Genomic DNA, 20,926 nt, shown 5'->3' with positions numbered 1-20,926 from the left:
ATTCCCCAATCCCCTACTCCCTATCACTACTTAACTCGCTCAAACCTGGTGTCATAAGACAAAGCAGTTTGCTCGTCTACAAACTTCTTAGCTGCACCTAGTAGATATTCATAATAGGTACGGGCGACAATAGATAACTGTTTGCCCGCTGGGTGAACCATGAACCAAGCCCGCTTAATGGGGAAGTGTTGTACATCCAAAATGCATAACTCTGGCGTATTTGGCATTAAGGTATGACGAGATAAAACTGAGATACCCAAACCACCTGCGATCGCCTGCTTAATTGCTTCATTACTCCCCAACTCCAACTTCACTTTCACTTTTACCCCCTCTTCCTCAAATAAGCTTTGGACAGTGCGACGAGTTCCTGAACCCGGTTCTCGCATAATAAAAGGTTCATCAGCTAAACGGTGTATGGGAATATTTCTTTCTTTTGCTAACGGATGATTAGTTGGTGCAAAAACTACTAAAGGATTTTCTAAAAATGGCTCAAAATTCACATCTAAATGTTCTGGAAGCTGACTCATAATATACAAGTCGTCCGAATTATTAACCATCCGTTCTAAAATGCGTTCATGGTTAGTTACTTGCAGGGAGATTTCAATTCCTGGGTAAAGTTGGCAAAATGGCCCCAACAAACGAGGTATAAAATACTTGGCTGTTGTAATTACTGCTAAGCGTAATTGTCCCTGTTTTAGCCCTTTTAAGTCAGCAATTTTCATGTCAAATTGGGCTATAGTTTCAAAAATTTGCCGACATGTGCCAAATAATTCCCGTCCTGCTTCTGTTAAATACAAACGCTTTCCCACCTGCTCAAATAATGGCAATCCTACCGATTTTGTGAGCTGCTTGATCTGCATTGAAACGGTAGGTTGGGTGAGAAATAATTCTTCAGCAGCACGAGTAAAACTACTGTGTCTTGCTGCTGCCTCGAACACCTTCAACTGGTGTAGCGTCGCTTGGTTCAAGGGTGATTCTCCTCTTAAATAGCTAACAGCGATTCTATAGATATATATCTAGTATCACTGAACACTAGCCAATGATAAAGCTTGGCCCATACGAAGTTGTGAGCTTTAGCATAGACTAAACTCTATTAGCTTAATTAAAAGAAAGTAGTTTTATTTATGGAGTTGCCAGGTTATTATCAGAACAACAAGCAAAGCGTAAGATGCCTTCCAGCCAAAGATGAATGTTGAATAATTAATATTGAATGAGTATTTCTAATCATTTAGATACTAATTATTCATCATTCATCATTCCATACTTCTTCTGTAATTTTTACAGGTAGTTGAGACAAATCTGGCAATCTTAACACCTCTATTTCGGCAACTTGCTCCTTGATATTGATCGGTAAATTTAACGGTTGACGTTCTTCAATCCAACAACTTGCTAATGGCAAAGTTTGCTCCAAATCATCTAATGGTCGAGGAATCACCATTACTGCATTCAATTCCCCAATGCGTTCTGCTTCGTACATCCCCGCTTCTACCGCAACTGCAACATTTGCCACGGAACCACGAATGATGGCTGTACACAAACCCGCACCAATTTTTTCATACGATGCCAACTGTACATCAGCAGCTTTGAGCATGGCATCACATGCACCTACCATCGCCGGAAATCCCCGCGTTTCCACCAAACCGATCGCTTGATGACTCAGACGGCTATAATTGCCTTCCTGCATTAATTGCGTCAGGCGGTTAGTAATTGGCAGCACCACCTCTAAGTTGGGATAAGGGCGAGGAATCACCAAACTAGAAACCAATTGCCCAAACTGTTCAGCAGTTTGGGCACCGGATTCCACAGCCAAACGGACATCAGCAATTCCACCCCGGACGATCGCCGTACAATGTCCACCCCCAATTTTTTCATACCCAACTAGGTGAACCCCAGCCGATTTCAACATCATATCAGCCGTACCCACTATTGCCGGAAAGCTCAAAGTAGATACCAAACCCAAGGCAGTATCCCTGAGATCTCGAAGATTTGATGTCTGAGTGGTGTTAACAGGGCGTTCGTTATATGTCTCCATGTGAATTCTCCAGGATCTCACAGCAAGGGTGAAGGCAGAAGTATGAAAACAATAGTTAAATTAGAACTACCTAATCAAGCTCTAGATTTAACTTCAGACTTTATAGCCCACAACTTAACAATTAACACTTACTCAGACTGATCGACAGAATTTGGCTCATTTAAAGCCTGTCTGTGAGGAAACAAAGTCACCAATAGCCTTTGTATACTCCCTTGTCCATAAATTTGAGTTCCGAAACTGTCAGGAGATTCTGTTTGGGCTTGATTGTTAGTTTCTGAGTCTTGTGTGTTGAGTTCCTCAGAGGTTTCTTTAACAGGAGGATTAGTGGCAGACTGTGACACAGAGGTAGAAGATTGGTGTTTTAACTCCACGAAAGCAGACGCCGAGAGGGTAGTTGAAGAAATGATATTTTCCTTGCCTCCTAACCCATTTTTCTCTTCCTCTTGCTTGTGTGCAGTTGTGGACGGTTTGATTTGTTTTGTTTCACCAACTTGGCGGCTAGTGTCTCCTAAAATTGAACCAGGTGGAATTACTTGCCCTGGTGCGATCGAACAGTTAAACACCGTAGTTGCTGAACCAACGCAAGCATTTGTCCCAATCTTTCCTTGGCCAACCATCAAAAAACCGGCTCCCAAATTTGCCCCTGCTTCTACCTCTAAGGTTCCTTCATGGACTTGAAGAATCGACCCCATACCAACACAAACCCCTGGGCCGATAATGATTTTGCTGTTTGCAGTTGCTTGGAGTATCACCCCCGGTGCGAGTACCGCGCTTGGATGAATATTCACCTCACCACTAATATAAGGATCAAAGTTGTTGTTGAGGCGCAGTGGCGGTACAGACATGAAAATTGTCACCTCGGAAGCCGGAAAAATGTAGGTAGTGAGTAGTGAGTACTGAAGCGCGGTAGCGGGGCGTTTAGCCCGTACTGAGTAGTGAGTGGAGTGATCAAAATACAATTAATTCCCCATTCTCAATTCTCCGTAGGTTGAGCGGAGTCAAAACCCATTCCCCATTCCCTGTAGGTTGAGCGGAGTCGAAACCCATTCCCCATCTCCAATACTACGGACGTTGAATAATCGTTTCTAAAACCCGGCGCTTAGCTTTGGGGTCAATGCCAATTAATCGTACATACTCTCCTGGGTATTCAGAAAGGTATGTTTCTAAAGCTGCTACTGCTTCTCTTTCAGATCTAGCCTCAATTTGACCACAGCTAGCCCAAGAACCTGTACGGAACCGTCGAGTATCTACGTGTTCAGCACTAATTTTATACCCACCTGTTAATAATTGGCGGAGTTGGTCTACGACTTCAGAACTGAGGCGATTACTCGTAGCTTTAGCAGTAGAATTTGTAGCGGTTGCACTAGTAAATGATTTCTGACTACCAGATGGACTTACCTGACCATTTGGTCGTTGAATAATACTTTCTAATACTCGCCGTTTCGCTTTCGGGTCAATGCCAATCAAGCGTATATACTCACCTTGGTGATTGTCTATACATTCTTCCAAAGCTGAGACTACTTCATTCGTCGAAGTCGCTTCTATTGGCTTACAACTATTCCAAGAACCAGTACGGAAACGACGCTCATCTACATGTTCTGTACCGATTCTATACCCACCTGCTAAAAGTTGGCGGATCTGCTCTACAGTCTCACCACTGACCTTCCCACTAGTTGAGCCGTTACCGTTACCATTATTACTGCTGTAGCTGCTATGACCACGACTAGCAGGAGCTTTAAAGCTAGCAGAACCGTTCACTGAACCATCCGGTCGCTGAATAATGGTCTCTAACACACGCCGTTTACCATTGGGGTCAATACCAAACAAACGGACATACTCACCGCTATGATCTCTTAAGCAAGTTTCTAAAGCTGCAACTGCTTCCCGTACCGATCTCGCTTCAATCGGCTTGCAGCTAGTCCAAGAACCTGTCCGGAACCGTCTTTGGTCTACATGTTCCGAGCCAATCTTATACCCTTGCTCTAACAGATAGCGCACCTGCTCAATTGTTTCTGCACCCAAGCTATTGCTCGCCACTTCACTACTCCTTTCTAGCTCTAAAACAGTAACACCATTACCTGTATAAGATTTAGCGTTTTCATCTCGAATTGGTGCAATACATTTGCTGTCCGCAGCACAGCGATAACCAGCTCGCAATGCCTGATTAATCCCAACTACATGATGGGCAAATTGCTCATCTTGAGCTTGCACATCTGGTAAGCGGTCAGCCTGCTGCTGGTTAATAATTATTGCCCCTGAAGGTACATACTTCCCCGGAGGAATTTCTACATCTTGAATCAAAGCGTGCATCATCACAATGCAACCTGCACCCACTCTGGCATTAAATACCGTCGAGCGAAAGCCAATAAAGCAATTTTCTCCAACATAAGCCGGGCCATGAATCAGAGCCATATGAGTCAGGGAAGAATTTTTCCCCACCCATACTGAGTATTCTTTTTGGTCATCACCTATGATCCGGCCTTGCTCCAATCCATGAATAACTACACCATCTTGAATATTAGTGTTTTCACCAATATAAAAAGGCGTACCTTCATCCGCTCTAATCGAAGTCCCCGGAGCAACGATTACATTTGCACCAATCAGTACATCCCCAATAATATTGGAAAAAGAATGTACAAACGCGGTTTCATGGATTTTGGCCTCAGCTAAATTCCTCGACCACGGGGTTGGGGGTGCCGCCGTGCTGCGGACTGCCATCGCGAGATTCCTCCTGTATTGTCATTTGTCCTCTCTTACAAAGTTCTGTTCGTCGGAGACGTTGCCGTAGGCATCGCTGGAAGCCAGCGCCCAGACTTTGCGCTTTGTCATTTGTCCTTTGTCATTTTGTTCTTGATTGAGTTGCTAGTTGTCAATTGTTGATTATTTTGCCACCAACTACCGAACTAATGACTCATAACTCATGACTCATCGATATTGATCTTTTTTGCTGTAAATTAGGCGATCTTCAACATGAATAGTATCGATGATCGCCACGACTGCTGCATCTAATGGACGCTGCTCATTACCAAGAATTTGACGAGCGGCACTGCCACGAGTGACTAGTACCCACTCATCTACTCCTGCACCTACAGTATCTGCTGCTACCTCATACTCTGGTAGGACGTTTCCTTCTTCATCTACTAATTGCAACATCAGCAGTTTGACACCTCTAAGACTTGGCTCTTTTTGGGTGCTAACTACTGTGCCACGAACTTTGGCAATTTGCATTACAGATTACAGACTATGGTCTTCTGCCGAAAGGACGAATTGCGTTCACATTTTCCCGGAATTGCTCTACGTCTTCTGTATAACGAATTGGGAGAACGTACTCCAAGTTTTCGTGAGGACGAGCAATGATATGGGTAGACAGTACTTGTCCACCATTGACTCGCTTGACTGATTCAACCCCTGCTGCTACAGAAGCTTGTACCTCTGAAACATCACCCCGCACAATTACTGTCACCCGACCGCTACCAATTTTTTCGTAGCCTACCAATGTAACACGAGCTGCTTTCACCATCGCATCAGCAGCTTCCACTACTGCTGGAAAGCCTAGCGTTTCTACCATTCCCACTGCGATTGACATTAGTTCTAATCCTTAATAAAGTTTCTTGTCCTGGACAAAAGCCATACTCAAGAAGGCATCCCCGTAAACTACTTGTTTTATACAGCCCCTTTAAGTGCGGAACTGCTCTACCGCTTCCGTGTAACGAATCGGCAAGACGTATTCTAGGTTTTCGTGAGGACGAGCAATGATATGAGTGGATACCACTTCACCGCCGTTAACTCTCCTGGCCGCTTCAATTCCAGCTGCAACTGAGGCTTGCACCTCCGAGACATCTCCTCGCACAATCACGGTAACGCGAGCGCTACCGATTTTCTCATATCCTACCAAAGTTACACGCGCAGCTTTCACCATCGCGTCAGCAGCTTCCACTACTGCTGGAAAGCCCTTAGTTTCAATCATTCCAACTGCAATTGGCATCGCAGAACTCCTACAAAATTAATCCAATCAGTACTGTGGGTCGAAATTTTTTGACGGGGATGCTCATATTGAAGCTCAAAAAACACTTCCAAATTAAGCATAGAAAAGCTTTGCATCCCTGGCAATATAAATTACTATAATAGTTTATAATAAAAAAGTTTAAAAAAACTTAACAAAAATTTATCTAGCGTTCTGCTCGATCAAAGTTCACCTAATTCCTAGAGCAGCTGCTTATGCTTTATAATTTCTTTATTACATTTACAAAACCACATTCATAACCCAGGTCAATCTCGTCTTGGGAGAGACGAGCAATGGCTGTACATTCGACTGTCTCTATCTTTCTCTTAGTTATGTTGTGTCTACAAAAACTACCTGAAAAGCATATAAGTTTTACAAATGTATTGTATAAAGTTATTTGCCAGAACTAGAAATATAAATTTTTAACCAAAGGTAATTTAATACAAGTAACTGCTTTTAAATATGTAAAGTTATATTTTATTTAACTTTAGTCAGGTAAATTAGAGTAAAAATACTACTGCAAATTTTATTCTAAAAAATACTTATAAATAAAGAGTTTGATGAAAAAAATTTTTCTCGCACAAGATATGGTATTGGCGCTAAAGAAAAACAAAAAGGCTGAGTTGTAAAGGGAAGATTAAATGAATCATTTTCTATTTTTAACAAGTTGGTTTGTGCCTATTTATAGCTTATTAGGCGCATTTCTAACATTGCCGTGGGGATTGGGTATAATTCGGCGCACGGGGCCGAAACCTGCGGCATATATAAACTTGTTAACAACCCTTTTAGCTTTTGCTCATAGCCTGTTTGTATTTAAAGGCATTTGGGATCAAGAGCCAGAAAATTTATTGATTACTTGGTTCAAAGCAGCAGATTTAGATTTGTCGTTTGCTTTGGAACTCTCCCCAGTCAGTATTGGGGCAACAGTTTTAATTACGGGATTAAGTTTTTTGGCTCAAGTTTATGCCTTGGGTTACATGGAAAAGGATTGGTCTTTGGCGCGTTTTTTCGGGCTGATTGGATTTTTTGAAGCGGCGCTGTGTGGTCTAGCTATCAGTGATTCTTTGTTTCTCAGCTACGCACTATTAGAAGTTCTCACACTATCGACTTACTTGCTGGTGGGATTCTGGTATGCTCAACCGCTGGTGGTGACAGCAGCCAGGGATGCATTTTGGACTAAGCGGGTAGGAGACTTGTTGCTGTTGATGGCAGTAGTCACGCTTTCTACCTTTGCAGGTAGTTTAAACTTCTCTGATTTGTATGAATGGGCACAAACGGCTGATTTAAACCCAGTGACATCAACATTACTCGGTTTAGCATTGATTGCTGGGCCTGCGGGGAAATGTGCCCAATTTCCCTTGCACTTGTGGCTAGATGAAGCGATGGAAGGGCCTAACCCAGCTTCGGTAATGCGGAACTCGCTGGTGGTGGCTGGTGGCGCTTATATGTTGTATAAAATGCAACCAATTTTAGCGTTGTCGCCGATCGCTCTCAATGCTTTAGTGATTATGGGTACAGTAACGGCAGTTGGGGCAACATTAGTATCCATTGCTCAAATTGATATTAAGCGGGCACTGTCGCACTCCACCAGTGCATACATGGGATTAGTGTTCCTGGCGGTGGGGTTGCAGCAGGGGGGTGTAGCTTTGATGTTACTGTTAACTCATGCGATCGCCAAAGCCCTATTATTCATGAGTTCAGGGTCAATAATCTTTACATCCCACACCCAAGACTTAACAGAAATGGGTGGTTTGTGGTCACGGATGCCAGCCACTACTACTGCTTATGTCGTCGGTTCAGCAGGGATGGTAACACTACTACCATTGGGTAGCTTTTGGGCAATGCTATCATGGGCTGATGGTTTAGTTGCTGTTAGCCCTTGGGTAGTCGTGGTTTTGGTATTAGTCAACGGCTTAACAGCATTGAATTTAACCAGAGTATTTCGGTTAGTCTTCTGGGGTGCGCCGCAACAGAAGACCCGCCGCACCCCAGAAGTTGGTTGGTCAATGGCACTACCAATGGTGACTCTGACAGTATTGACACTGTTAGTACCAGTAATGCTACAGCAATGGTATTTGTTACCTGCTTGGGAGAGCATTAATTGGTATGTGATGGGAACATTGGTGGCTTCTACTGTTGTGGGAGTAGGTGTTGGGTCTACCATTTATTTACACAAAGCTTGGTCAAGATCTAGAATCCTAGCGTGGAGATTTATCCAAGACTTGTTGGGTTATGATTTTTACATAGACCGAGTTTATCGACTGACAGTAGTTGGTGCAGTAGCACTCCTTTCGAGGATATCTGCTTGGAGCGATCGCTATTTGGTTGATGGTTTAGTGAACCTAGTAGGATTTGCCACAATTCTCAGCGGACAAAGTTTAAAATACAGCATTTCCGGTCGCTCTCAAGGATATATGTTAACTATCCTAATTGTTGTTAGCGTCCTGGGTTTCTTCATCAGTTGGTCGTTGGGTTTACTCAATAAATTACCTTTTTGACCAAAATTAGGGGTGTAAGGGAATGGGGACTGGGGAAGAGGACGCGGGGACGCGGAGAATTTCTCCCTCATCCTCCTCATCCTCCTCATCCCCCTCATCCCCCTCATCCTCCGTTGGTGAGCGAAGTCGTTCGACGAAGTCGTTCCCGCAGGGTACCACATCTCCCTCATCTTTATCTTAGTTATGCTTAGTGCTTTAATTTTACTGCCCTTGATTGGTGCGGCTATAGTCGGTTTCTGGCCTAACATCAGCGGGAAACTCTCTCAAAGATTGGCTTTAATATTTGCCACTATCACTTTTGTGTGGACTGTTGTACTCGCAATTGGGTTTAATCCAGGAGAAGTTAATCAACAATTTAGTGAGTTTATTCCCTGGATAGACGCTCTAGGTTTAAGCTATAACTTGGGAATAGACGGCTTATCATTGCCATTATTGATTTTAAATGGACTTTTAACTTCCATTGCCATTTACAGCAGTAATGAATCTCTTCAACGTCCTGGATTTTACTACTCTTTAATACTGTTATTAAGCGCTGGGGTAACTGGAGCTTTTTTAGCACAGGACTTGCTGCTATTTTTTCTGTTTTACGAGCTAGAACTGATTCCTCTATATCTGCTAATTGCGATTTGGGGTGGTGCCAGACGTGGTTATGCCGCTACGAAATTTTTGATTTACACAGCCGTTTCGGGAATTTTGATTTTAGCAAGCTTTCTCGGTATCGTTTGGCTGAGTGGATCTTCTAGCTTCAGTTTAGGAACATTGCATACAACTTCTTTACCTTTAGCCACACAGCTTTTACTGCTGGGGGGGATTTTGGTAGGTTTTGGTATCAAGATTCCCTTAGTTCCCTTTCATACTTGGCTACCAGATGCTCACGTCGAGGCCTCTACGCCCATTTCAGTCCTATTGGCAGGGGTGTTGTTGAAATTGGGAACTTACGGGTTACTGCGGTTTGGTATGAACCTGTTACCAGAAGCTTGGGCTTATGTAGCTCCTTGGTTAGCAACTTGGGCTGTAGTTAGCGTGTTGTATGGTGCATCCTGCGCGATCGCTCAAACTGACATGAAAAAAATGGTAGCATACAGTTCAATTGGGCACATGGGGTACGTATTGTTAGCCGCTGCTGCCGCCACACCTCTGAGCGTGCTAGGTGCAGTCATGCAGATGATTAGTCATGGTTTGATTTCTGCATTACTATTTTTGCTAGTGGGAGTTGTATATGAAAAAGCTGGTAGCCGGAATCTAGAAGTACTACGGGGACTACTGAACCCAGAGCGGGGTATGCCCATCATTGGCAGCTTGATTGTAGTGGGAGTGATGGCAAGTGCAGGTATACCGGGAATGGTGGGATTTATTTCCGAATTCATCGTCTTTCGTGGCAGCTTCCCAGTTTTTCCAATCCAAACTTTACTGTGCATGATTGGCACAAGTTTAACAGCGGTTTACTTCTTAATTCTTGTCAACCGCGCCTTTTTTGGACGCTTATCTGCACAAGTGATCAACTTACCACGCGTGTATTGGAGCGATCGCCTACCATCTATAGTGTTAGCAATAGTGATTGTGATTTTCGGCATCCAACCCACTTGGTTAGCACATTGGACTGAACCAACAATTACACAAATGGTTAGTACACAAGAGGTTAGGGGCTAGGGGCTAGGGATGAGGGAGATGTGGTACCCTGCGGGTTCTGCTTCGCAGTACGACTTCGCTCACCAACCGAGAGATGAGGGAGAAATATAACTCCCAGTCCCCAGCACTGTCCAGAATTGGTGTCAACTTAACGTAGAACCGATGTCCCGCGAGGAACTGAAGTTCCTTGCTGATAGCAAAAGTCATCTAAACATGACTGAATATCCCCCAAGATTTTGAGTCTACTTCAGTAGACTTGAGCTATTAGCCAGAGAATTTATTCTCTGGCGGGTGAGAAAGCCAACACCGAAGCTATTTCTAGCTTAAGTTGACACCAATGACTGTCCCCAATCCCCAGTCCCCAATCCCCAGTCCCCAGTCCCCAGTCCCCAGTCCCCAGTCCCCAATCCCCAGTCCCCAATCCCCAATTCTCAGGAGAACTAGCAATGGTAACTATTAGAAACAAGCCCACTCACAATCCCTTGGCTGAATATATTAAACGCTTGCAAACAGGAGAAGCGTTAGTTTTTGATAGTCCAGAAAATGTCCTGGAAGTAGTAGGAATTCTCAAAAGCTATGGTGTAGTTTTAGATGCTTACTCAAAAAATCTGATATACATTGCTGAACATCAGTTTTTAGTGTTTTTCCCATTTTTTAAATACTTTAACGGTGAAATTTCATGGCAAAAATTACTCCGTCATTGGTGGCATGACCGGATTAATTTTGAATATGCAGAATATTGCATGAAAGCCATGATGTGGCATGGTGGCGGCGGCTTGGATGCATATTTAGATACCAAAGAATTTCAAGACCGAGCGCAAGTTGTGATTGCCGCAAAATTTAAAAGTAATCCTTTGATTTTGGCAGTTAACCAGCTGTTTCCAGATTTCTTAAGCGAACAGTTGCGTGTCTCTTCTTACTATACTGGTTTGGGTCAATTCTGGCGAGTCATGGCTGATATTTTTTTGAGTCTATCAGACCGCTACGACCAAGGTGAAATTAAATCGATTCCTCAAGTAGTAGATCATATTAAAGCCGGGTTAGTAGCAGATGCAACAAAGCCAATTACCTATGCTGTAAAAATTAAAGATCAAGTTTATGATATTATCCCCAAATTAATTGGTTTAACCTTTTTAGCAGACACAGCAATCCCCTATGTAGAAGCGGTATTCTTTAGAGGAACTCCCTTCCACGGAACTGTTTCATACAACGCCCAAGCTTATCAAATTCCTCCAGATCAAGCTCGATTTCAATATGGAGCATTATATGCCGATCCTTTGCCAATTGGTGGTGCAGGCATTCCTCCTACTTTGCTGATGCAGGATATGCGTCATTATCTACCAGATTATTTGCATGAAATTTATCGTCGTAGTCTCCGGGGTGAGGATGACTTGCGAGTGCAAATTTGCATGAGTTTCCAAAAATCAATGTTTTGCGTGACGACAGCCACAATTTTAGGCTTAATGCCCTATCCTCTAGATACCCAAAATCCATCTGAGGAAGAAACTAATCAAGTTTTCTTAAAAAAATGGATGGAAAGGTTACAAACTTCGCGGTTGCTGGATGTGAATCAATAACCAAAAACGGCGTGTCGGGTGTCGGGTGTCGGGAAAGAGGTTGTGTTGTTATGAATCAAATAAATACTTTCTTCCCCTACTCCCCACTCGCACCCCCTGTGTTTTTTAAAAGATGGCTATACAAAGTTTACACTTTCTTCATCTGCATTTTCTTGTTTTCAAAACTTTATATACTTACTTTTTTTGATGCCCACTTGCATGTCTTTCGTATATATCAAGCAGAAAGTGGGAGATAGAAAGACAAAATAGACTTTTGTTATTAATGTAACTGGGATCGCTTATAAAGAACTGTATTTTAACTAGAAAATTTGGTGCAACATGGTTGAAAAATAATATATAGCCTGAATTTTATACCTGCAATACTATACAATCTACAGAAAATGAAATTTATTTAACTTGACTTTAAAGTTACTTGCCAATTTGCTATCTGTATAGTAGTATTCCTATAGATAAAAATCAGGTACAAACACGTAAGATAGTGGCTAAAAAAACTATAGGAAATAAACTGTCAAATTGCACAGTTGAAGAGGTAAAGCCTTATGGTAAAAGATTGGTTTGTTTTTTAGAAGAAAGCAACGAATAAAAACTTCTCAGATTATATCCCAATAAACTGTTTCCATCAAAGACTACGAGTACAACTAAATATCAAATCTTTCAAAAGCTACTACTGTACATAAAACGAGTTTCAGTTTAGCAAAAGTTTTTTCCAATTTCCACAAAGAAAATTCTTGGCAAGTTTTCTATATAAGTAATAGGTTTAAATGCAAGACTATTATTGTCATAGCACATATGCAGTTCAATAATCAACAATAGTTTTCTTGTAAAGACAATTATTTTATTCCTGATTAAAAACTTGAGTGTCGCTCATCTCTATCTAATCAAAATTGCTCAAACATAATGAGGTGAACAACGAGTGAATAGTCTCAAAATAATCAGGCTCAGCACCCAAGATATATTCGTTGGAGAAAATGTTGGTTTTTAGAGTGTTAAAACTACTATCTTGAGAAGTATTTTCTATGAAAGCCGCTGATATTGATGAGAGTGAAAAATGATCAATAGATTGAGGGCACCGCCCAGCCGGCAAGCAAGAACGGTGCCCAGTTCCCCAGGAAATTACTAGGGTTATAAAGATTATAACCATTGACAAATTTAATTGGTGTTGTTGAAACTAGGCAAAAAATCATCTCAAACTAATTGAATAAAATAGCACTGTCCAGCCGGCAAGCAAGAGCAGTGCTATCCCCAGGAAACTAAGGAGATAATTATGGTATCGTCAACAGGGCATTTCTTGGTGCCTTTGACACCTGTACAAAGTCGCTCCGTCACAGTTGTAATTCCTGCTCTGAACGAGGAGGGGAATCTGGAGCCTCTACTACTTTCGGTAGAGAAAGCTTTTCAAGAGCTTGGGTTCACCTTACCAGTCTTGCTAATTGATGATGGCAGCACAGATGGTAGTCAAGAAGTTTTGGAAAAATTGCTCAAGCAGTACCAATTTTTGCAGGTAATTCGCCACTCTCAAAGACGAGGAGTTACCGAGGTTTGGAAAACTGCGATCGCAAATGTCAAAACAGATTGGATTTGTTGGAGTCAAGCAGATTTAGAATCTGATCCAGCAAGTGATATACCACTATTGTTGAATGCTTGTGAACCAGGTATAGATTGCGTAGCAGGTTGGCGGCAGAAACGAGGCGACGGCAAAATTATGGCGTCTAAATTTGCTAATACTGCCTGTCGCTTAGCCTTTGGACTCAATATCCATGACATGAACTGGATTAAGTTGGTACGTCGGGATTTACTGCTTGAGGTGCAAATTGAAGTCACTACTCACCGCTACCTCCTGGCGATTTTAGCCGCCAAAGGGCATCGGATTATCGAGGTGCCTACACCATGGCATCCGCGCTTTTCCGGCACAAGCAAGTTTGGCCGTAAACGCTTAATTTCCTCCGCAATAGACTTCTCGAAAGCCTGGTGGTGGTTCTATTTTCAGCACCGTCCTATCCTACCGTTGCGTTATGTTTTTGCAATTTCAGAAGCCACCAAAGTCGGATTTAGAGCTGGTCGAGAAGCCTTTTATATGCAAATAGATACCGAAACACGTTAGTACCGCTTGGGAATTTAAAAATCTCATCAGCTGTGACGCATTGAAAGTGAAGGTTGTCCTTTGTCCTTTGTAAAGACTTTGGACAAATGACAAAGGACAAATTTGATTAAGGTAGTACAGACGTTATGGTTCTTGAGGGTAAACACTTCCTCGTTATTAGTTCGGTTTATCCAGAAACAACCGATGCTAATCATGGTGCCTTTATTCGAGAGGTGATTGTGCGATCGCAACAACCTGGGGTCAAGTTTACAGTCTTTGCCCCAGCCTATGAAGGTAGTAAATCTCACGAACTGGATGGAGTTCAAGTTTATCGGTTTCGTTACTTCCTCAAGCGTTTTGAAAATCTGGTTCGAGACGGAGCGCCCACAAAGCTCAAACGTCAGCCTATTTACTTGTTTGTTGCTGCCTTATACATTCTCTTAGGAACATGTCAGTTATTTTGGGTCTGTTGTAAAGAAAAGCCAGACTTGCTGCATGTTAATTGGCCCTTTCCCCACGGACTGATGGCTTTGCCTGCGAGCAAATTATTGGGTATTCCCATGGTTTTCAGTTTTCATGGTGCGGAATTGCTACTAGCAAACAGGTTTGGTTTTGTGGCGCATATCTTACGTTGGATGACACCAATGAGTGCAGTCGTCACAGCTAATTCTTCTTTTACCAAAGGATTAATCTGCAAACTCTACGACGGGCCAGTAGATATCATTCCGTATGGCATGACAATCGAGGCCAAACCCTCAAAACAACGCCCTCCAGGAGCAGACCCTAGAATACTATTTGTAGGCAGATTAGATGAACGTAAGGGATTACGGTATTTGCTTGCAGCACTACCCACCGTTTTAACCCATCAGCCTGTCCAGTTGAGAATTGTCGGCAAAGGAATTTTAGAGTCAGAAATTAAAGCCCAATGCACAGCACTAGGTTTAGATCATGTAGTGGAGTTTTTGGGCTTTGTCACCAAAGAACAACTAGCAGACGAGTATGCAAGCTGCGACATCTTCGTGTTGCCTGCGATTATAGACAGCAAAGGTGATACAGAAGGCTTGGGTATCGTGATGATCGAAGCATTAGCCCATGAAAAGCCAGTGATTGCCAGTGCCGTAGGGGGAATTGTCGATGTAATTCACTCTAGCGAAACTGGATTACTCGTGCCCCAAAAAGATCCGTCCATGCTTGCCGAGGCAATAGTCACTTTGTTATCACATCCTGAACAAGCCCATGAAATGGGACGCCGGGGTTTTCAAGACGTGCAAAGTCGTTTTAGCTGGTCTCGGATTACTCCCCTATGGCAGCAAACTTTTAGTGAAGCGTTAGGAATCAACGAAAATTTGAACACCAAAGATCAGTTAAAAACCAACACAATGGTATGAAAATATTTTGTTACCACTCACCGCTTCTTATTTTGCAATTTATCTTATCAAGCAAGTTTTATCTCATCATCGGCTATTAGTTTACTATAGGCGATTAAACCATTGAAAGTTAACACTTATGGCTCATGTAATTAATCCGATTGTATATGAAAAAGCGAAAGATTGGGCATCTATATATCACGCTGCTAAGCCCTTTCCTCATGTAGTAATTGACAACTTTTTAGATGAATCTTTAGCAGAAAATTTGTTAAAATGTTTCCCAGAAATTTCTCAAATGAGTCGCTCTCATCATTATTTATTTACTAATAAATATGATTTAGGAATTAGGCAGCATATCTCTACATATTTTAATGAACTTTATCAGGAATTAATATCTCATCAGTTAAGATTCTTTCTCAAAGAACTTGTAGGCGAAAATTTATTTGTTGATCCTGAATTATGCGGAGATATCCATCTCGGTCTCAACGGTAGCTTTTTAGATATGCATACTGACTTCAATCTACATCCATCAAAGGATAACTGGCTACATTGCTTAAATATAATTATCTACTTAAGTAAAGACTGGAAAGAAGAGTTTGGAGGACAACTGTTATTGAAATCAAATTTGGAAGGATTCGCCACTCAAATTTTTCCTAAATTCAATCGCTCTGTGATCATGCAATCAAACGATACTACCTATCATGGTTATAGTCAATTAAAGCTACCCGAGACCTTAACTCGCCAATCAATCATCTTTCCAATTTACAAAGAAGAATCGCTTGATAAAATCCCACCAAGGCATCTGACAATGTTTACCCCTGATCAAGGCTCAGAGCTAAAATTGCAGCTAGCCAAAATCTACAATTTCATCACAATATTAAAAGCTCGGATCAAACGGCAGATCAGTAAAAAGAGTTGAACTTTTTCATGTTAATGCTACTTTTTTCAGGAAAAAGATGCAGAATAAACGTTTTTTATCTTATGGAGTTTTGACCACTCTCGTATTAGCTCCTTTAGGCTTGATGGGGATTCTCTCTATCAATATTCTTTTACCTGCGCTGAGAAATCCGGAGTCAAGAATCTACTCTTCCAGTATTGGTTATCCATCTATGCAACGTTTGCTAAGTAAACCTATACAGGTACAAACTGTTTCAGTAGCAGTCACAAATTTAGAAAATAGTGTCGCAGCCCCAGGTGAATCGGTTCCTCTAGAACAAATAGATATTCGCTCTCAGGTATCGGCTAAAGTAGAGAAAGTATTCGTTGCAGAAGGGCAGTTAGTACGTCGCGGTCAACCTCTAATTCAATTACAACAAAGTCAGTTTGAAGATAGTGTCAATGAAGCTCGTAACAACCTTGCTACTGCGGAAAAGACGCTGCAAACCTTACAAACCACCGTACCGGAAAACTTACTCAACTTACAAGCAAATTATAAGTCTGCTCAAGATAGATTGAATGGTGCCAACACGAGGCTAAAAGTAATTGATGATTTAGCAGAGGATGAATATAAAAATAGTATCGCGGCTGCTGAAGTGAGGTTAAAAACAGCTGAAGAAAAACTGAAACAAATAAGAATATTAGCCGAACAAGGAGCGATTTCTAAGTTTCAGTTGTATGATATGGAAGATATTTATGCAACTCGGAAACGAGAATTAATAACTGCCAAACAAGGAATTGTGGGGATAGAAAACCAACGCTTTAGTAATCAAGATTTCACGATTACTCGTCAAAATGAACTGATATCTGCAAAACAAGCCCTAGAACTGGCTCAGGAAAATCTCAATAAAGAATTAGCCAATGCTCGCCTAGCCGTAGATAACAGAAGAATACAACTACAAGAGTCTTTGAGAGATTTAAATAGAACGGTCATTTATGCTACCACCGATGCTTTAGTGAGTCGAGTCGATATCCATCCTGGTGAGTTAGCAGATGCACGCTACGATGACTCTTTGATGACTCTGACTCAAAATCCTGTATTTAAAGCTTATATTGACCAAGCACGCCTGAATTTTGTGAAAATTGGTGACAAGGCTGTGGTTCGTTTAGTAGCATACCCAGGACAAATCTTTGAAGGCAAGGTAATGCGGCTCAACCCAACAGTTGAAACCGAAGCAGCTAAAATCACTAAAGTTGGAGTTGATAGACAGTACACCTATTCTGTTTGGGTGAGCATTAACGATTTACAAATGCCTCCAGGATTGCAAGGCTATGTTAACTTTCAACAGGCTAAAACAAGCTTAGTTATACCAGAAAGTTCAGTGACTCATTTATCTGCTGGTGAAGCCATGGTGATGGTTGCCGAAGCAGGCAAGGCCGTTGTCAAGAAAGTGAAAGTAGGTAGGGTATTTGATAACCAGCGCGAGGTGCTAGGAGGCTTACAGCCTGGAGAACAGGTGGTACTGTCTCCGAGAGCATTAAACCCAGGCGATCGCCTAGAAACTAATACATCGGTAGCACAGCAATCGGACGGCAAAAAAGAGATACAAGTCCGTTAATGACATTTGCTTACTTCACAAAGGAAACAAGTATTCAGATGAAAGAGCTTATCCTAAAATTCAAAACATCTCCAGTAGGCTTCGTGAAAACAGTTTTATACAAACTCATCATGGGGCCAGTCATCTATGGTCAGGGTGATGATTATGATGCTGGTCGATACTGGCGCGATCGCCTGTCTAAATATGGCAAATCTATCAGAGGAGTTGGAGATGAAAGCCTCTCGGAAAATGACAATCACAAGGCTTATGCCGAAGCCGCAAAAATTTTTATTGATTATTTATTAAAGCAAAACGTTGATTTCAACACTGCTAGGGTGCTTGAAATTGGTTGTGGTACTGGTTTTTACACCCAAATCCTATTTGACTTAGGTGTCAAAAACTATTTAGGAGTAGATATTACTGATGTATTATTTCCTCAACTCCAGCAAAAATTTACCGATTTTAAATTTATCAAAAAAGATATTACCACGGATAATATCTCCGGTGAATTTGATTTAGTAGTAATGATTGATGTGATCCAACATATCGTTAAAGAATCAAAATTTCAATCAGCCATGAATCAAGTCAAATCCCATTTGTCCAATAACGGAGTTTTTCTTATAGCTCCCTTATTAAAAATAAAAAAACGCGTGATGTTTTATCTAAGCGATTGGACTATTGATAACCTTAAATATTGCTTTCAAAATGATCAAGTTAGTGAACCAGTATTATTTAGAACTGGTTATCTAATTGCTGTTAGAAAATAATTAAACAATTCAAAATTGAAGACTATTTCCGAAAGGAGTATTAGACCTTTTCCTTCCAGATAATTAATTTACCTCAAGAAATATACTAAGACTGGAACTATCGCTAGACAAAAGCTGATAAGTCGAAAGCTTTTAATAACTATGGACAAATTATACTCTTGGTTTAGCTGGTTTAATCGAGAAAGAATCATCCTTTTGATAGGATTACTAGTTTTATTGCTAGGAGTAATTTTTCCTTGGTATCGTTTACCCCAAGAAACGCTAGAAACTTTCAATGCAAATCTATTTTGGGCAAATACTGTCCGAATTCCAATAGTTTTATTTACTATTGTTGGGTTTATTTTCGCGTTTTTGTTTAGAGTTTATAGTACTTATCGCTTACTTTTGTGGAGTGCATTAATACCAATAATACTATTTCCATTTTTCATCGTTACTTGGTCTCCTACTGTCGCTTTTATTGCATCATTTACCTACAATCAAGCAAAAGCAGTATCACTGCATGTCGATCAAAATTTTCCTCAAGTGCAGGCCAACTGGAAACAGAATATCACCTTCTATCAACCAGAAGCCCCCACTTCTATTTTTGAAATGACAATCGAAAATAGCCGTTTTTTTCAAATGCCATCATGGGAGAAAATTATTATTGATGGTTTTGGTTACAAAAACAGCTTTTTTACCTTTATTGGCAAAGGTTGGAGCTTCAGTCTGATTGGGATAATTATTAGTTTATTCGGGCTTTATTTAGGGCTGGATAAACAAAGCTTTAATGCTTTTTATCAAGATTTAAAAGTACTTATACCTGGTGTAGCATTCTTATTTACTATCATCTTAATTTCATTGATTGGAGTAAATATTGCCAACTATCAACTCGATACTCAGTTTGCTAAAGGTAATTATCCTCAAGTTGTAAATGATAGCAAAACTCTCGCATCTTTATACCCTCCTTTGCAGGGGGACGAAGCATTTTTAGAGCGATTAGCAAAAGCAGAGTTTTATACGAATACACCAGAACCAGCTTTAATTAACTTTGTTCAGGGACTAGAGGCTTATAATTTAGGAGAATTTCAAAAAGCAGAAAACGACTTTCAACAATCTTTGAATATTCAACCTAGTAGTTTTTTAACTAGAGGATATCTAGTTTCCACAATTTTGCATCAAGGAATTAACTATCTCAACGAACCTCATGCCAGAAAACCAGGGGCGGCAATAGATTTTTTTGAGAAGGCGTTACAAGTATTTCCTGGTAATATTGAAGCTCTTTATGATTTAATGCTGGCTAGAGTGATCAATGGAGAATTTTACAAGTCAGCTGATGTTGCTAAACAAATCATAGCCGGACAGCAATACTTTCAAGAGCCAAGAATTGGTTTATTAGGACAAGCATATGTGCATTTGACTTGGGATAGTTATCATAACGGTGATATTACCGAATCTTGGAAACGTTATCGTCAATCTGTTGATACCAAAGCCTGGAAAGAATCTAGTGATGATGAATAATCAATTATCTCTTCATGATCAACAATAGTCAAACTATTTTTCAATTAATCACAATCAAGATAATTTGGAGTTAAAAAATGAACATTCAACATTATTCTTTCAAAGACAATCTGCGCTTACAAATCAGTATATTTAGCGAAAAGTACTTAAAGTTTCCCCGCAAAACTATTGGTTACACATTGTCTTTTATAGTATGCAAAGTTGCAGATGTATTGTTGAGAGGATCTGAGCAGATTAATAAATCTGTAGGAGGTGTCAACTATCAACTTGATACACGAGACCTAGTTGGCTTTAGATTATTTTATTTTGGATGTAATGAAAATCATATATTTAAGTATTTGCAAAATCAAATTGGTGAACAAAAAACTATTTTATGGGATATAGGAGCTAATATTGGCTCTGTCTCTTTTCCATTAATCAATGCCTGTCCTAATTTGAAAGTTCATGCCTTTGAACCGTCTCCACCTGTATTTGCTAGGCTAAAGAGAAATGTCAGCTTGAACTCTTTTAGTAATCTGCATATTCATCAGTTAGCACTGGGAGAAACATGTGGCTCAATTGAATTTTTTGTAAGTTCAAAAGTTAGCAATAGTGGTGTAGGGTCATTTGCAAGCACACTCAATAGCTCCAGTAAACCAGTACAAGTAGATTGTTTGACAGGCGACTTTGTGATTGAGAACAAAGTAGCTCCTCAACCTGCATTTATCAAAATAGATGTTGAGGGTTTTGAGTATGAAGTTCTCTTAGGAATGAGTTCTCTTTTGAAAATGGCTGATAATCTGCAAATTATTTTTGAGCATGAACCATATAGGCTAAAAGAACGTGGAATACAACCAGATCAAATAACTACATTTCTAGGAAACTTAGGTTTTGAAATCTATAGGATATCTCATGCTAAATCTTTCTATAAAATTTCTCAGCATTCCTTAGAGGCTTTTAATTCTTCCATGTTGAAGGATAAGTGTGATTTTGTCGCTGTACGTAAATCTTCTCAATGATAGA

At 40.8% G+C, this 20,926-nt stretch carries 17 protein-coding genes; 10 read left to right on the top strand and 7 right to left on the bottom strand.

Annotation, left to right across the window (positions count from 1 at the left end):
• Positions 1 to 26: 26 nt before the first annotated feature.
• The 7 genes from AC5JMF_RS32030 to AC5JMF_RS32000 all read right to left on the bottom strand — a co-directional run bounded on the left by AC5JMF_RS32030 (position 27) and on the right by AC5JMF_RS32000 (position 6,017).
• Positions 27 to 968 (bottom strand): LysR family transcriptional regulator, encoded by a 942-nt coding sequence (locus AC5JMF_RS32030; RefSeq protein ID WP_495799740.1) that lies wholly within the window; start codon positions 966 to 968, stop codon positions 27 to 29.
• A 278-nt stretch (positions 969 to 1,246) separates the two neighbouring features.
• Positions 1,247 to 2,032 carry a beta-carboxysome assembly protein CcmO gene (gene ccmO, locus AC5JMF_RS32025; protein ID WP_495799739.1) on the bottom strand — a complete coding sequence of 262 codons (786 nt, stop codon included), beginning with the start codon at positions 2,030 to 2,032 and terminating at the stop codon, positions 1,247 to 1,249.
• Between the two features lie 128 nt (positions 2,033 to 2,160).
• Positions 2,161 to 2,877 carry a beta-carboxysome scaffolding protein CcmN gene (gene ccmN, locus AC5JMF_RS32020; protein ID WP_495799738.1) on the bottom strand — a complete coding sequence of 239 codons (717 nt, stop codon included), beginning with the start codon at positions 2,875 to 2,877 and terminating at the stop codon, positions 2,161 to 2,163.
• 217 nt (positions 2,878 to 3,094) lie between these two features.
• The gene (ccmM, locus tag AC5JMF_RS32015) at positions 3,095 to 4,750 is read right to left on the bottom strand and encodes a beta-carboxysome scaffolding protein CcmM (RefSeq protein WP_495799737.1); all 1,656 of its coding nucleotides are present in this window, start codon (positions 4,748 to 4,750) and stop codon (positions 3,095 to 3,097) included.
• A 207-nt stretch (positions 4,751 to 4,957) separates the two neighbouring features.
• Positions 4,958 to 5,260 carry a beta-carboxysome shell vertex protein CcmL gene (gene ccmL / locus AC5JMF_RS32010; protein WP_495799736.1) on the bottom strand — a complete coding sequence of 101 codons (303 nt, stop codon included), beginning with the start codon at positions 5,258 to 5,260 and terminating at the stop codon, positions 4,958 to 4,960.
• A gap of 13 nt (positions 5,261 to 5,273) precedes the next feature.
• Complete coding sequence (locus AC5JMF_RS32005) at positions 5,274 to 5,618, bottom strand: carbon dioxide-concentrating mechanism protein CcmK (protein WP_010995041.1); 345 nt, start codon at positions 5,616 to 5,618, stop codon at positions 5,274 to 5,276.
• 90 nt (positions 5,619 to 5,708) lie between these two features.
• Positions 5,709 to 6,017 carry a carbon dioxide-concentrating mechanism protein CcmK gene (locus AC5JMF_RS32000; RefSeq protein WP_010995042.1) on the bottom strand — a complete coding sequence of 103 codons (309 nt, stop codon included), beginning with the start codon at positions 6,015 to 6,017 and terminating at the stop codon, positions 5,709 to 5,711.
• A 659-nt stretch (positions 6,018 to 6,676) separates the two neighbouring features.
• Between AC5JMF_RS32000 and AC5JMF_RS31995 the strand changes: the two genes are divergently transcribed.
• The 10 genes from AC5JMF_RS31995 (at position 6,677) to AC5JMF_RS31950 (ending at position 20,922) form a co-directional block, all read left to right on the top strand.
• A complete protein-coding gene (locus AC5JMF_RS31995; RefSeq protein WP_495799735.1) occupies positions 6,677 to 8,533 on the top strand; it encodes an NAD(P)H-quinone oxidoreductase subunit F in 1,857 nt (618 codons plus the stop codon).
• 183 nt (positions 8,534 to 8,716) lie between these two features.
• Positions 8,717 to 10,183, top strand: a complete 1,467-nt coding sequence (locus AC5JMF_RS31990; RefSeq protein WP_495799734.1) for an NADH-quinone oxidoreductase subunit M — start codon at positions 8,717 to 8,719, stop codon at positions 10,181 to 10,183.
• 425 nt (positions 10,184 to 10,608) lie between these two features.
• On the top strand, positions 10,609 to 11,739 hold the full coding sequence (locus AC5JMF_RS31985; RefSeq protein ID WP_495799733.1) for a CO2 hydration protein: 1,131 nt from the start codon (positions 10,609 to 10,611) through the stop codon (positions 11,737 to 11,739).
• Positions 11,740 to 13,003: 1,264 nt separating this feature from the next.
• Positions 13,004 to 13,840, top strand: a complete 837-nt coding sequence (locus tag AC5JMF_RS31980; protein WP_495799732.1) for a glycosyltransferase family 2 protein — start codon at positions 13,004 to 13,006, stop codon at positions 13,838 to 13,840.
• Between the two features lie 125 nt (positions 13,841 to 13,965).
• Positions 13,966 to 15,207 carry a glycosyltransferase family 4 protein gene (locus AC5JMF_RS31975; RefSeq protein ID WP_495799731.1) on the top strand — a complete coding sequence of 414 codons (1,242 nt, stop codon included), beginning with the start codon at positions 13,966 to 13,968 and terminating at the stop codon, positions 15,205 to 15,207.
• Between the two features lie 118 nt (positions 15,208 to 15,325).
• The gene (locus AC5JMF_RS31970; RefSeq protein ID WP_495799730.1) at positions 15,326 to 16,105 is read left to right on the top strand and encodes a 2OG-Fe(II) oxygenase; all 780 of its coding nucleotides are present in this window, start codon (positions 15,326 to 15,328) and stop codon (positions 16,103 to 16,105) included.
• A gap of 37 nt (positions 16,106 to 16,142) precedes the next feature.
• On the top strand, positions 16,143 to 17,681 hold the full coding sequence (locus AC5JMF_RS31965) for an HlyD family secretion protein (protein ID WP_495799729.1): 1,539 nt from the start codon (positions 16,143 to 16,145) through the stop codon (positions 17,679 to 17,681).
• A complete protein-coding gene (locus AC5JMF_RS31960; protein WP_495799728.1) occupies positions 17,681 to 18,427 on the top strand; it encodes a class I SAM-dependent methyltransferase in 747 nt (248 codons plus the stop codon). The genes AC5JMF_RS31965 and AC5JMF_RS31960 overlap by 1 nt, the downstream gene beginning before the upstream one ends.
• 141 nt (positions 18,428 to 18,568) lie before the next feature.
• The gene (locus tag AC5JMF_RS31955) at positions 18,569 to 19,924 is read left to right on the top strand and encodes a tetratricopeptide repeat protein (protein ID WP_495799727.1); all 1,356 of its coding nucleotides are present in this window, start codon (positions 18,569 to 18,571) and stop codon (positions 19,922 to 19,924) included.
• A 77-nt stretch (positions 19,925 to 20,001) separates the two neighbouring features.
• A complete protein-coding gene (locus AC5JMF_RS31950; RefSeq protein WP_495799726.1) occupies positions 20,002 to 20,922 on the top strand; it encodes an FkbM family methyltransferase in 921 nt (306 codons plus the stop codon).
• The last annotated feature ends 4 nt before the right edge of the window (positions 20,923 to 20,926 follow it).

It is taken from the genome of Desmonostoc vinosum (assembly GCF_059505385.1).
Note: the sequence above shows the minus strand (reverse complement) of the source record. Positions and strands in the feature narration are given on the sequence as shown.

Bases quoted from the DNA above. Each gene is read 5' to 3' on its own strand.
- AC5JMF_RS32000 (WP_010995042.1), bottom strand. From the start codon at position 6,017: ATGCCAATTGCAGTTGGAATGATTGAAACTAAGGGCTTTCCAGCAGTA.
- AC5JMF_RS31965 (WP_495799729.1), top strand. From the start codon at position 16,143: ATGCAGAATAAACGTTTTTTATCTTATGGAGTTTTGACCACTCTCGTA.
- AC5JMF_RS31985 (WP_495799733.1), top strand. From the start codon at position 10,609: ATGGTAACTATTAGAAACAAGCCCACTCACAATCCCTTGGCTGAATAT.
- AC5JMF_RS31995 (WP_495799735.1), top strand. From the start codon at position 6,677: ATGAATCATTTTCTATTTTTAACAAGTTGGTTTGTGCCTATTTATAGC.
- AC5JMF_RS31970 (WP_495799730.1), top strand. From the start codon at position 15,326: ATGGCTCATGTAATTAATCCGATTGTATATGAAAAAGCGAAAGATTGG.
- AC5JMF_RS31960 (WP_495799728.1), top strand. From the start codon at position 17,681: ATGACATTTGCTTACTTCACAAAGGAAACAAGTATTCAGATGAAAGAG.
- AC5JMF_RS31950 (WP_495799726.1), top strand. From the start codon at position 20,002: ATGAACATTCAACATTATTCTTTCAAAGACAATCTGCGCTTACAAATC.
- ccmL (WP_495799736.1), bottom strand. From the start codon at position 5,260: ATGCAAATTGCCAAAGTTCGTGGCACAGTAGTTAGCACCCAAAAAGAG.
- AC5JMF_RS31980 (WP_495799732.1), top strand. From the start codon at position 13,004: ATGGTATCGTCAACAGGGCATTTCTTGGTGCCTTTGACACCTGTACAA.
- AC5JMF_RS31955 (WP_495799727.1), top strand. From the start codon at position 18,569: ATGGACAAATTATACTCTTGGTTTAGCTGGTTTAATCGAGAAAGAATC.
- AC5JMF_RS32005 (WP_010995041.1), bottom strand. From the start codon at position 5,618: ATGTCAATCGCAGTGGGAATGGTAGAAACGCTAGGCTTTCCAGCAGTA.
- ccmM (WP_495799737.1), bottom strand. From the start codon at position 4,750: ATGGCAGTCCGCAGCACGGCGGCACCCCCAACCCCGTGGTCGAGGAAT.
- ccmO (WP_495799739.1), bottom strand. From the start codon at position 2,032: ATGGAGACATATAACGAACGCCCTGTTAACACCACTCAGACATCAAAT.
- ccmN (WP_495799738.1), bottom strand. From the start codon at position 2,877: ATGTCTGTACCGCCACTGCGCCTCAACAACAACTTTGATCCTTATATT.
- AC5JMF_RS31990 (WP_495799734.1), top strand. From the start codon at position 8,717: ATGCTTAGTGCTTTAATTTTACTGCCCTTGATTGGTGCGGCTATAGTC.
- AC5JMF_RS31975 (WP_495799731.1), top strand. From the start codon at position 13,966: ATGGTTCTTGAGGGTAAACACTTCCTCGTTATTAGTTCGGTTTATCCA.